The 12,654-nt window shown below is 51.2% G+C and carries 10 protein-coding genes; 8 read left to right on the top strand and 2 right to left on the bottom strand.

Features of this window, described 5'->3' with window-relative positions; all coding sequences use genetic code 11:
- The first annotated feature begins 524 nt into the window (after nt 1-524).
- From mqnC to F4Y39_08975, 4 genes are read left to right on the top strand one after another with little or no spacing between them, the layout of a single operon-like run.
- Nucleotides 525-1,625, top strand: coding sequence for a dehypoxanthine futalosine cyclase (mqnC, locus tag F4Y39_08960; protein MYC13837.1), 1,101 nt, complete (start codon nt 525-527; stop codon nt 1,623-1,625).
- A gap of 12 nt (nt 1,626-1,637) precedes the next feature.
- Complete coding sequence (locus F4Y39_08965; GenBank protein MYC13838.1) at nt 1,638-2,435, top strand: menaquinone biosynthesis protein; 798 nt, start codon at nt 1,638-1,640, stop codon at nt 2,433-2,435.
- A 57-nt stretch (nt 2,436-2,492) separates the two neighbouring features.
- Nucleotides 2,493-3,743, top strand: a complete 1,251-nt coding sequence (locus F4Y39_08970) for a Gfo/Idh/MocA family oxidoreductase (GenBank protein ID MYC13839.1) — start codon at nt 2,493-2,495, stop codon at nt 3,741-3,743.
- Nucleotides 3,607-4,146: a hypothetical protein gene (locus F4Y39_08975; protein MYC13840.1), complete on the top strand. Its 540-nt coding sequence runs from the start codon at nt 3,607-3,609 to the stop codon at nt 4,144-4,146. Before F4Y39_08970 ends, F4Y39_08975 begins: the two co-directional genes overlap by 137 nt.
- Nucleotides 4,147-4,395: 249 nt before the next feature.
- Here F4Y39_08975 and F4Y39_08980 read toward each other — a convergent pair whose 3' ends face one another.
- Nucleotides 4,396-4,770 carry a hypothetical protein gene (locus tag F4Y39_08980; GenBank protein MYC13841.1) on the bottom strand — a complete coding sequence of 125 codons (375 nt, stop codon included), beginning with the start codon at nt 4,768-4,770 and terminating at the stop codon, nt 4,396-4,398.
- Nucleotides 4,771-5,076: 306 nt separating this feature from the next.
- Nucleotides 5,077-6,360: a replication-associated recombination protein A gene (locus F4Y39_08985; protein MYC13842.1), complete on the bottom strand. Its 1,284-nt coding sequence runs from the start codon at nt 6,358-6,360 to the stop codon at nt 5,077-5,079.
- Nucleotides 6,361-6,537: 177 nt separating this feature from the next.
- Between F4Y39_08985 and F4Y39_08990 the strand changes: the two genes are divergently transcribed.
- The 4 genes from F4Y39_08990 to F4Y39_09005 all read left to right on the top strand — a co-directional run.
- Nucleotides 6,538-8,727 carry a DUF3604 domain-containing protein gene (locus F4Y39_08990; GenBank protein ID MYC13843.1) on the top strand — a complete coding sequence of 730 codons (2,190 nt, stop codon included), beginning with the start codon at nt 6,538-6,540 and terminating at the stop codon, nt 8,725-8,727.
- Nucleotides 8,728-9,699 (top strand): dehydrogenase, encoded by a 972-nt coding sequence (locus tag F4Y39_08995; protein MYC13844.1) that lies wholly within the window; start codon nt 8,728-8,730, stop codon nt 9,697-9,699.
- A gap of 131 nt (nt 9,700-9,830) precedes the next feature.
- Entirely contained in the window at nt 9,831-11,531 is a 1,701-nt protein-coding gene (locus tag F4Y39_09000) for a hypothetical protein (GenBank protein ID MYC13845.1), read from the top strand.
- A 428-nt stretch (nt 11,532-11,959) separates the two neighbouring features.
- The coding region (locus F4Y39_09005; GenBank protein MYC13846.1) for a hypothetical protein at nt 11,960-12,654 on the top strand (695 nt) is incomplete at its 3' end.

The raw sequence follows: 12,654 nt of genomic DNA on the forward strand, positions 1-12,654 counted from the left end.
ATATATAATAGATATGTTTCTTAAAGGAATTGAAGAGGGAAAGAAACAAATGGCAAGTGCTCAATTGCCTAATGTTATAGAAAGTAAGATTGATGGAGACTTTGAAGGCTGGGAAGGAGAAACAGTAGTCAAATTGATAAATGGTCAAATATGGCAACAGTCTGAATACCATTATCATTATCATTATGCTTTTATGCCCAAGGTCTTAATCTATAAGTCTGGCGGAGTGTATAAAATGATGGTTGAAGGAACTAAAAAAGCTATTCGTGTAATACAGCTTAAATAATGCGAATTCAGTGTTAAAAACCCCATCCTGGACGCCTGCTTCAGGCATGCAGGCGTGACGAGTACCACTCGTCATTGCGGCATGCTTAAAGCCGCAATCCAGTTGTCTTTTCGTCATTACTGATATTGGACCTTCAGCGTGCAAGTCCGCTATAATTTCAATCCTTAATTGGCATAAAAATACCTAAGAAGTAGAGGCTGATTGCTTGTTTTGCTGACCACTAAAAACGGAAAACGACATGATCGACGACATTATTGAAAAAATATATAACGACGAGCGCATTTCCACGGATGATGCCATGCGCTTGTTTGCACATCCCAATGTAACCGAATTGGGCTTATTGGCCGATGTGGTGCGGCGCAGAAAATGGCCCAAAGACCAGGTGACTTATAATATTGGGCGAAATATCAATTACACGAATGTGTGCTGGGTAAGATGCGATTTCTGTGCATTTTATCGCCCGCCGGGATCCGACGAAGGCTATACATTGCCCAGAGAACAGATCTTTGAAAAAATTGACGAACTCATTGCCGTGGGCGGCGACGTGCCAAAAGGCAGCGAAATTTTGATGCAGGGGGGCCTGAACCCAAAACTGCGCGTGGATTATTACGAAGACCTCTTTTCCTCAATACGCAATCGCTACCCGCAAATCCATCAGCACTGTTTGTCCGCCACAGAAATTATTTATATCGCGCATATCTCGCGTATGTCACTCGAAAAATGCATCCGCCGCTTACGCGATGCCGGGCTGGATTCTATCCCGGGAGCTGGCGCAGAAATTTTGTCGGACGAAGTGCGCGACATCATCGGTTTTCGCAAAGACCGCGTCCACGAATGGCTTGCGGTGCATCGCATTGCACACGAATTGGGCCTGCACACATCGGCGACCATGATGTATGGACATGTCGAAACCATTGAACAGCGAATAGAACATCTGGAACACATACGCAATTTGCAGGATGAGACAGGCGGATTCACAGCATTTATCGCGTGGAATTTTCAGCCCGATTACACCGCCCTTGCCAACGATCAGGGGCGATGGAATGGCATAAAAGCGACCGGATTTGACTATTTGCGAACCATCTCCATCGCGCGCCTGTTTTTGGACAATATCAAAAGTTTTCAAGCATCGTGGGTAACGCAGGGCGCCAAAGTCGCACAGGTCAGCTTAAAATACGGTGTAAACGATTTTGGCAGCACAATGATGGAAGAAAACGTAGTCAGTGCAGCGGGCACGAGCCATACGGATACCATGACACTTCAAGAGATGCAACGGCTCATTCGGGATGCGGGATACGAGCCTGTAAGGCGAAATACACGGTACGAGATTTTGAATTAGGGGTACGTAGCAATGCGTGTGCGTTTGGGCGTGGTGTCATACTTAAACTCGCGGCCACTGGTTGAAGTGCTGCGCACGGGTGCGATTGATCGCGATTTTGAACTGATCTACGGCGTGCCCTCGCGATGCGCCGAACGGCTGCACACGGGCGAAACCGATGTGGCATTGATCCCCGCTGTAGAAATTGGACGCGGACGTGATGCCTATCGGATTGTGCCCAATATCGGCATTATTTCAAACGGGCCTGTTGGCAGCGTATTTATCGTACTAAACAAAAAACCCGAAGAAATTCAAACACTGGCTCTGGATCGCGGATCGCGCACATCAGTCGTGCTGGCGCAGATCGTACTGGCGCGGCAATTTGGCTGCCAGCCAGAAGTATTTTTTCATCCCCCAGATATAGACGCAATGCTCAAACGCGCCGATGCCGCCCTGTTGATTGGCGATCCCGCGCTGGCATTGTCCCGCAAACGCTATCGAATCCTAGACCTGGGCGAAATTTGGACGCAGATGACAGGGTTGCCTTTCGTCTATGCCTGCTGGACCGGACGCCCCGATGCATTGGCGCCATATCACATTGACAAACTGATCGAGGCCAAAGAAAAGAGCAAGTCGCTCATCCCAAACATCGCAAAGGACTATGCCGCTGAAACCCGCACCCTATCGCCCGCATTTTATGCTGAATACCTAACCAGAAATATCCTCTACGATTTGGGCGATACCGAACTGGAAGGCTTGAAGCGATTCTATGCTTATGGTGTAGAACTGGGATTAATGGACGCAGTGCCAGATATCCGCTTCTATGTTTAAATTTGAAAAAAATCGGCGATAGGCCGGTTTTTTTTATCGAAAACTGGAGAACTTGTGATGCCCGAAAAAAACAAACCAATTCGCGTGGGCGTCGTCGGCGTGGGACGCGGGCGATCATTTATGCGGGCGGCAACACCGACGGGAATGGAACTCGTAGCAATTTGCGATACATGGGAAGAGCGACTAAGACCCGAAGGCAAAGAACTCGGAGTATCGACTTATGTAGATTATCATGCATTTTTGGAACACGATATGGATGCCGTGGTACTCGCCAATTATTTTCACGAACACGCGCCCTTTGCCGTTGCAGCACTGAACGCCGGAAAACACGTCATGAGCGAAACCGCTGCCTGCCATACATTGGGCGAAGGCGTCGCACTTGCGCGGGCGGTAGAGCGCAGTGGTAAAATTTATATGTTTGCCGAAAACTACCCCTACACGGCGTACAATCAAGAAATGAGGCGGCTCTACCAGAAAGGACACGTGGGAGAATTTAAATACGGAGAAGGCGAGTACGTGCATCCCGATCCACCGGAAGTAAAATTGGGGCGCAGTTGCGGGCGCAATCACTGGCGCAACTGGATTCCCTCGACCTATTATTGCACGCATTCGATAGCACCGGTAATGTACATCACAGACACGCGTCCCGTAAAAGTGAACGGATTTGTCATCCCCTACGATTTTGGCGACATGACCAAAACCCTGCACATGAACCGCGCGGATACGGCAGGCGTGATCATCTGCAGGATGAACAATGACGCCGTAATGAAATCCCTGCACGGCGCGTTGCGCGGGCACGGCAATTACGTCAGAATCCACGGCAACAAGGGCGTGATGGAAAACTGTCGAAACGGCGATAAATATCGGCTACGCATATGGAGAGAGCCGTGGGAAAAGCCAAAAGGAGAACCGGTAGAAACCGTTTACAGACCGGACTTCCCGGTACATCACGACCGCGCAACACAGGCCGGACACGGCGGCGGCGATTTCTTCACCAGTTACCATTTCGCCGAAGCGATTCGCACGGGCGAGCAACCCTACCTCGATGTGTATCGCGGCATCGACATGAGTATCGCGGGCATTCAAGCGTGGCGATCAGCACTCAGCGATTCGGCACCGATGGAAGTACCCAATTTTCGCGATGAATCCATAAGAAAGAAATACGAGCGCGATGATTGGTCACCCGATCCCACGCGCAAAAAACCGGGACAACCACCGAGCAGTATTCTGGGAGAAATCGAACCGTCCGATGGCGCCAAAGCACTGGCAAAAAAAGTTTGGGCAAGCCGAGGATACTTTGGAGAATGAGGATCTGATCATGATTGAAATAGCACAAGTGGTACTGGCGATTTACGGCATATTGTTAATTGTCGGAGGAATTATTGGGAAGACGAAATCCGGGAGTTCTGCATCCCTATTCGCAGGCGCGATCTGCGGTATTGCCGCACTCATTGGATACTGGCAAAGCCTGAGCGATCCCGCCGTTGGGTTTTTGACCGGTGGATTGGTCGGATTGTTGCTCACCGGCATATTTATGAGTCGATTTGTCCGCACGCGAAAATTTATGCCCGCGGGATTGGTGCTGCTGCTCAGTCTTCTGGTGGGTATTTTGACAATGATGGCGAGACAGGAATACCTGCTCAATCAGGACAAACCAGTGGAAGAACTGACAAAAAAGGGCCAAGAACAGTGTCCCTGGCCCAACGTCTGAAGGGTCACAGCCTGAAAATCAGGCGTTCACCTCCGAGTTAAAATGTTTCACATTAACCTCCTTTCGATATGCGCAACTCCGCTTCCGGAAGGCGTTTTGCGCGGTGGATGCCAATATATTAGCAAACCGCACCAACCCGTTGGCCCGGTTACATAAACACCTGAATGGATGCAGTTTTTCAGAAACGCAGTGTACTTTTATCGCGTCTTTCCAACTAAAAACGCCTGAGCTATAACACTCAGGCGTTTTTTAATTTGTGATGGCAATGCCGTGTTTGCGGCAGAGCTTGCGAAGTTTCTTCACAGCACCGCCTATGGATTTTCCATTTCGCGTAATACCGAACAAATGCTGGCTGACCACCCGGCGCGAAATACCCATAATCTCGGAGATTTCCCGCTGGGTCTTGCCGTATTTGAAATACAAAACAGCAGCTTCAAATTGTCTTTGCGTAAGCGATTGATTTAAGAGCGTATCGATCTGTGGGATAAGACGTCTAACCCGATCTTCATATTTATAGCGCAAATTCTGGTCTTCGGGCGACTCGTACCACAGGCCAACATCATCCGGCATCATTTCCAGGTCTGATTGATCTAATTGAACTTCCCAAAAATCAGGATTATACATATGTCCGTTCGTCTCCTCCAGGGAATGAATATGTCGGGCGAAAAACCACCATACATACCAGACCCGCGGCTCCGGAGAGACGATAAAACTGCGACGGACAGACAGTGAATGACCGAAGCAGCTACCTCACCGGAGGCGAACCGGGTATGTTATTTGTCGTAAATGCGAAAATTAAAGCCTCCATGTTGCCTCCTTTCAAATAGACATACGTAAACGTTCACATGCAAAATTGCAGCAATCTTACCGCATTGTCAAGACATACCTCTTCGCCCTTACACCGGCATGGATGCACTTTTGGGTGCTCTATCAAAAAGATTTTTTCTTTCTCAATTCATCCCACCAATCCATAAGCGCGCGAATGTGCTTTTCATAGCCGCGATCTGTGGGATGATAATAGGTGCGGTCTCTCAAATTATCGGGAAAATACACCTGATCAATATAGCCATCCGGATCGTCATGTGCGTATTGATACCCCTTGCTGTAATCGAGATCTTTCATAAGCTTTGTCGGCGCATTGCGAATATGCAGGGGCACGGGCAGGTTCAGGTGTTTCTCAACATCGGAAAGCGCGTTATTATACGCGGCATAAACGGCATTGCTCTTGGGAGCTGTAGCGAGATAAACCGTCGCCTGAGCAATAGATAGATCGCCCTCGGGACTGCCCAGAAAATCGTACGCCTCGCGGGCATTGAGCGCAACTTGCAAAGCGCGCGGATCAGCAGCACCCACATCTTCAGAAGCAAAGCGAATCATACGCCTCAAAATATAGTGCGGATGCTCACCAGACGTCATCATACGCGCGAGCCAATACAGTGAGGCATGTGGATCGCTGCCGCGAAGACTCTTGTGAAAAGCCGAAATGATATTGTAGTGTTCTTCCCCTGTCTTGTCGTAAAGATGAGCCTTGCGACCGAGAATTTCGCGCACCGTTTCGGGCGTAGGGTCGCAACCCGTAGCTTCAACAGCCGCAACAACCGTTTCAAGCGCGTTCAGAGACCGGCGGGCATCGCCCTCTGCCGTCTCGGCAATGAGATCTAAAGCCTGGTCATCGATCTGCAAATCGGGAAAGCCGTGTTCCGAATCGGCAATTGCGCGGTCCAGCACCTGGCGAATATGGGACGTATCGAGCAAATTGAGCACAAAAACGCGCGTGCGTGAAAGCAGGGCAGAATTAACCTCAAAAGAGGGATTCTCAGTAGTGGCACCAATAAGCGTAATAACACCATTCTCCACATGGGGCAGAAAAGCATCTTGTTGCGCCTTGTTAAAACGGTGAATCTCATCCACAAAAAAGATGGTACGCCTGCCCAGGCGTCGTTCCTCTCGCGCCCGCGCAATAATCTCCCGCGCCTCTTTGATCCCCGCGGTAACCGCGCTAAAAGACACAAACCGACTCTGCGTCGTACCCGCAATAACCCGAGCCAGCGTTGTCTTGCCCGAACCCGGTGGTCCCCAGAAAATCATGGACGGCAAGCGGTCGCTCTCGATAAGCACCCGAAGGGGCGCACCCGGTCCAACGAGATGATCCTGCCCCACAATATCGTCCAGCACCTGGGGACGCAGGCGTTCGGCCAGAGGCGCGTTTGCCATCTCCTGCTCGGCTTGCGACACGGGTTTTAAAAAAAGGTCTTCATTCATCGGTCTCACCTCTCGCCAAAATATACTCAGATTCCCATACTTTCGCCAATACTCGGAAAAGTGCTTGTAGATGCGATTGAATTCGCTATTTTGAAATCCATTCTCCCATCCCAATCATGAAAGGACCTTATGATAGAAAAACACGACCTGACCGAGGAACAAATTCGCAGATATTACGGCTGGGCAGAAATTGATCCAGACCGCGCGGTTATCGCCGGAGAAACGGGCACATGGCGCATTGTATATCACGCGGGCAAATACGGAATAGACGACGGCGGCGTAATCAAAATCGCGTGGCGCGACGTAAGCGACTGGCAGCGACCACAATTTGACGACCCCTCCGCACCTGCTTATGCATCGGTCTCGACCACGGGACCGGCGACCTTAAAAGCCGTATTCGACAGACAGCGCTATATTCGACCGTGGCGATATTGCGTCACCATCGATGTATTTGACGACTCATTATCCGAAGGCGACACCATAACACTAATATTGGGGGATACATCCGGCGGAAGTCCGGGCAGCCGCGCCCAAACCTTTTGCAAAGATGCGTTTGAATTTCGGGTATCGGTTGACTGGTGCGGCACATGGGTATATACAGAAGTACCATCCCCCAAAGTACCAATAGTAAGCGGTGCGCCCAATAAACTCATCGCACTGGGACCTTCTGAAACAACGCCGGGAGAAGCGACCTGGATCGGAGTAAAAGCCGAAGACATCTGGGGCAACCCGTGTGCAGAATATCGAGGCACGGTAAAAATCGACGCCGATGGCCTTGACGGATTACCCGAAACTTATGTATTTCAGCCAGAACATCGCGGCGTCAGGCGATTTGAAAATGTGACAGCCCCCAAAACGGGCATTTATCGCGTACGGATTCAGGATGAAAACAATGGTTTTGAAGCAGAATGCAATCCACTAATATGTATTGAAACGCGCAAAGACGCGCAACCCTTTTGGGGGGATCTACACGGACAAAGCGAAGAAACAGTGGGAACCAATCCGGTCTCATCCTACTTTCGTTTTGCACGCGAAAAAGCGTGGATGGATTTTGCGGGACATCAGGGAAATGACTTTCAGATTACAGAAGCAATCTGGAATGAAATCAAACACCAGGCAAATACCCAAAATATCGCGGGCAAATTCGTCGCCTTTGTCGGTTGGGAATGGTCGGGCAACACGCCTTCAGGCGGCGATCACAACGTCTATTATCCCGGTGATGATGGACCATTGCACCGCTCCAGCCATGTCCTCATCGAAGACAAATCAGATATAGAAACAGATTGTCAGCACATAACCGACCTCTACCGCGCACTCAAGGGAAAAGACGCGCTGCTAATCCCCCATGTGGGCGGGCGCTATGCCAACCTGACCTGGCACGACCCAAACCTGGAGACTGTAGTCGAGGTTTTATCTGAATGGGGAGAATTTGAATGGTTCTTAAAAGAAGCCCTTGAAAAAGGCTATCGCATCGGATTCACCTGCGGCAGCGACGACCACAAAGGGCGCCCGGGTGCCGCACATCCGGGCAGTGGCGCATTCGGTATTTACGGCGGAATCACATGCGTATATGCAAAAGAATTGACGCGAGAAAGCATCTGGGAAGCAATAAAAACAAGGCGGTGTTACGGCACCAGTGGACAGCGCATCCTCATAGATGTCACCGTAGGTGGACAGCCCATGGGATCGGACCTCGCAACGAACACACCACCTGAAATCGCTGTCAGTGTTTGGGGCACTGCGCCCATAGAAAAAGTGGATATCTTCAGAGGCACGGAAATCATCTACACACATCCCCAAACCATTCCCCGGCAACAAACAGACATACGCATTGCGTGGTCCGGACAGCGCATTCGCGCGCGCAACCGACTCGTGCGCTGGGATGGCGAAGTAACAATAGACAAAGGGAGAATCACAGACGCCAGAGGCTTTGCCTTTGACTCGGCATCCGAAGGCATTCAATCTGCCGACGACCAATCAGTAACCTGGACATCGGTGACAACCGGCGATGCAGACGGCATCATTTTAACCCTGGACGCCCCGCCCGATGCAACAATCAAATTTGGAACACCCGTCTTGTCGCAAGCGTTAAAACTTACAGAGATCGCAAAAGGACCGGTTGTAATCGACGCAGGTGGTATTGATATGAAGGTCGTATTTGAACAAATGCCCACAGGCATTGGACGCGACATCGCATTTACCCATACTGAGAACCAGTTACATCCCGGCTGTCACCCCTATTGGGTACGCGTAACGCAAATCGATGGCGGGAAGGCATGGGTGAGTCCGGTGTATGTGAAGTGTGAAAAGGAGATATAAATGAACGAATATGCAGTCACATTCACCGAACGCGAAACCGCCAAACTACTACCAGTTGAAATCGATACAGACGCGATCGGTGCAAACGAAGTCGCGGGTCATACCCTTGCAACCCTCATCAGCGCGGGCACGGAATTAAACAGCGGGTATCTCGGCAACAATTTTCCCAGACAATCGGGATACGCAGCTGCCTTCAAAGTTGAAAAAGTGGGGGAAAATGTCGCGGACATATCGCCGGGCGACCTCGCCTTCTGCCCGGGCAATCACGCATCCTACCAGCGAAAACCCGCCTCACAGGTAATTCGCCTGCCCGACAACCTCACGCCAGAAATAGCTGTATTTGCCCGCATGATGGGTGTCTCAATGACCACCCTCACAACCACCTCGGCGCGACCACCCGCCAAAATACTCATCACTGGACTCGGCCTCGTTGGCCATCTCGCGGCCAAAAATTTTCAAGCCTGTGGCTACGAAGTCTATGCCAGCGACCCGGTTGCATCGCGGCGACAAATTGCCTCAGAAACGGGGATTCTCAATGTACTGGATGCTGTACCACTGGAAAATACCGAACTCTCGGGCCAATTCCACCTCGCCATTGAATGCTCGGGACACGAACAGGCCCTGCTCGACGCAGCAGGCGCCGTGAGAAAACGCGCCGAAGTCGTTTGCATTGCCTCCCCCTGGCGCCGATACACGGACCTGCTCATACACGACCTGCATCGCCTCATCTTCTTTAATTACGTCACCATTCGCAGCGGCTGGGAATGGGAACTGCCGCGCCAGCCAGAAGACTTTCGCACCAACAGCGTCTTTGAAAACTTTGCCGGTGCCCTCAAATGGTTGTCCGAGGACCGCGTCAATGTCGATGGCATCTACACAAAATACGATCCCGAAAGATGCCAGCAAGCATATCGTGACCTTTTGCACAAAAAAACCGAACGCCTCGCGGTCGTCTTTGACTGGACGACTTGAGATCCACAGTTAGACACAACCTTAAAATAAGGAGATGACAACCAAATAGCTCCGAGTTTGTTTTCCATTGTTTCACTCTTAGAGCCGGGGGAACTCTTAGAGCCGGGGGAACTCTTACAAGGAGGGTTGTCATGTCGAGATGTATTCGCAGTATAGTCGCCGTCTCACTCGCCGCAGGCGTGATGTTGAGCTGTGGTAGCGAGCGCGTGACCCAGTCGCAGGTAGCAGACGAGCAGGTCGGACAGCCATTGAGCAAATTGGCTGCGACCGGGCACATGACTCAGGCTATAGTAATGGCTACGTTGCGACAGGATGACGCGCCCGTAAGCGATGCCACAATCGAATTTTCGCGTTCTATTGCGGGTCAGGCCCCAGATTACGCATGGTCTGGGATCACCGATGACAATGGTCAGGCGCGAGTAGAGATTACATCGCAAAGTGTAACGGGTTATTACCAGGCACGCGCCATAAAGGACGGGGACACAATCGGTTCCTGGTCGAGCATACCAATTAACGGAGGCTATGAAGTGACGCTCGACTTGCCCGTTGGAGGAAAAGCACAGGTGATGGGTTCATCCGAAATAGGCACGCCGGCACCACCAACCCAATTTACCGTGCGTATTGAGAATATTTCCCCCCCCGTATTTGCTTATATAGCGAGTGGGATTTTTGCCGTGCCGTCGGGCGCAGACGGCCCAGGTCCACTCCCGCCGGGCCAGTCTTATGGATTCTCGTTTGAAGCACCACCGGGGGCCAAAGTGTCCTTTGCCACGATGTTTGTACAGTCCAACGATTTGTTCTATGCCCCCGATGAAGATGGTATCGCGCTCTGGGATGATGCGGGCAATCGCATCTCGGGCGATGTGACGGATCAGGTGATGTTATGGGATTCGGGCACAGAAGTGAATCAACCCATTGGCACGGGTGCAGATCAGGCGCCGCGTCAAAGTGGTGCAAACACGGGTGCGGCTGATGAAGATAACACCGTGCGCATCATCATGGGCGACGACATTCCCGCGGTTGACAGCGTCACTCGCGTAACAATCACGCCGTCAGAAGATTCCGCTACGGGTTTTAGTGTGCAGATTGAGAATGTGTGGACCGGAGAGCAGCCACAACTCCTGGCCCCGGGTGTATTTGTTGTACATATAGGTTCTGCATTTCTGTTTTCATCGGGTTTCCCCGATACGGGCGAGGGCCTCGAAGCACTCGCTGAAGACGGCGACCCCAGTGGTCTGGCAGAGACTGTGAGTGCAAACACAGGTGTGGTTGGGATACTGGCCCCAGGCGTATTTGCCTTACATCAGGAGGCTGGCGTATTATTCACATCGGGTACGCCCGACCGGGGCGAGGGCCTCGAAGCACTCGCTGAAGATGGCAACCCCAGTGGTCTGGCTGGCGTACTGGCAGGGAATGATCGCGTATCAGCCAGCGGCATATTTGCCGTACCCGAAGGTGGAGATGATCCCGGGCCTTTGCTCCCTGGCGGTGCGTATGTCTTTAGCTTCAGCGCATCAGCGGGTGACCGCCTGTCCTTTGCCACGATGTTTGTCCATTCCAACGACCTGTTCTATGCCCCCGACGAGGAAGGTATTCCCCTCTTTGGAGAGGACGGATCGGCAATAATGGGCGATATTACGTCAATGATCCAGTTGTGGTATGCCGGTACAGAGATCAACCAACCCCTCGGTGTTGGCCTCGACCAGGCACCGCGTCAATCTGGCCCCAACACAGGTGCGCCAGATCCGGACAACACTGTGCGCATTGCCAATGGCGACCACATCCCCGCGGTTGACAGCATAATCCGCGTGACGATCATGTCGGGCAATTAACCAATCACGCAGCAACCATATCAAAGGGCAGGTCTTCGGACTCGCCCTTTTTGCGTGTACCTGTCTGCCTTCGTCTTGCACAAAAAAACCGAACGCCTCACGGTCGTCTTTGACTGGACGACTTGAGGTCAGCGGCTAGTGATAACCTTCAAAAGATCAATACTTCGGACAGTTTTTAGGTGTAAAGTTTTTTTGAAATCAACAGGTTAGATGAGACCCCATGTTTTATTTTCAACTTAGCTCTACACCCTGACATTAAAAAAAATGACAACTCTACAAACCTTTGTATTTTTGACTAATTGAGGACCGATCAAAAAGTGTCCGAACCATTGAAAGATAAATGCTTGGCTTGATAGAAAAAAATTTTTGGGTTTATCTTCGAGCAATTCAAAGTTAGAGCTGGGGAACCGTAGTATAAGGAGAGTTTTATGTCGAGATGTATTCGCAGTATCGTCGCAGTCTCACTCGTCGCAGGAGTAATGTGGAACTGTGGCGGCGAGCGAGTCACAACATCGCAGGTAGCAAACCAATTTACTGTGCGTGTTGAGAATATTTCACCCTTGTTTGATTGTATAGCGAGCGGAGTTTTTGCCGTGCCATCGGGTGCTGATGGTCCCGGCCCCCTCCCGCCGGGCCAGTCTTATGGATTCTCATTTGAAGCACCGCCGGGATTCAAATTATCCTTTGCCACGATGTTTGTGCAATCCAACGATTTATTCTATGCCCCCGACGAAGATGGCATCGAGCTCTGGGATGGTGTGGGCAATCGCATCTCGGGCGATGTGACGGATCAGATAATGTTGTGGGATTCGGGCACAGAAGTGAATCAACCCATTGGCACGGGTGCAGATCAGGCGCCGCGTCAAAGCGGTGCAAACACGGGCGCGTCTGATGAAGATAATACCGTGCGCATCGCCATGGGCGACGACATTCCTTCGGTTGCCAGCGTCATTCGCGTAACAATCACGCCGTCAGAAGATTCTGCTACGGGTTTTGGTGTGCAAATTGAGAATGTGTGGAGTGGAGAGCAACCACAACTACTGGCACCGGGTGTATTTGGTGTGCATGTGTATTTGAATGATGGCTTGTTATTTACATCGGGTATGCCCGACCGGGGTGAGGG

Source organism: Gemmatimonadota bacterium, from assembly GCA_009838845.1.
Classification (GTDB): Bacteria; Latescibacterota; UBA2968; order UBA2968; family UBA2968; genus VXRD01.

Excerpts from the sequence above, each read along its gene's own strand:
- mqnC (MYC13837.1), top strand. The coding sequence starts at position 525 with ATGATCGACGACATTATTGAAAAAATATATAACGACGAGCGCATTTCC.
- F4Y39_08965 (MYC13838.1), top strand. The coding sequence starts at position 1,638 with ATGCGTGTGCGTTTGGGCGTGGTGTCATACTTAAACTCGCGGCCACTG.
- F4Y39_08970 (MYC13839.1), top strand. The coding sequence starts at position 2,493 with ATGCCCGAAAAAAACAAACCAATTCGCGTGGGCGTCGTCGGCGTGGGA.
- F4Y39_08975 (MYC13840.1), top strand. The coding sequence starts at position 3,607 with ATGATTGGTCACCCGATCCCACGCGCAAAAAACCGGGACAACCACCGA.
- F4Y39_08980 (MYC13841.1), bottom strand. The coding sequence starts at position 4,770 with ATGTATAATCCTGATTTTTGGGAAGTTCAATTAGATCAATCAGACCTG.
- F4Y39_08985 (MYC13842.1), bottom strand. The coding sequence starts at position 6,360 with ATGGCAAACGCGCCTCTGGCCGAACGCCTGCGTCCCCAGGTGCTGGAC.
- F4Y39_08990 (MYC13843.1), top strand. The coding sequence starts at position 6,538 with ATGATAGAAAAACACGACCTGACCGAGGAACAAATTCGCAGATATTAC.
- F4Y39_08995 (MYC13844.1), top strand. The coding sequence starts at position 8,728 with ATGAACGAATATGCAGTCACATTCACCGAACGCGAAACCGCCAAACTA.
- F4Y39_09000 (MYC13845.1), top strand. The coding sequence starts at position 9,831 with ATGTCGAGATGTATTCGCAGTATAGTCGCCGTCTCACTCGCCGCAGGC.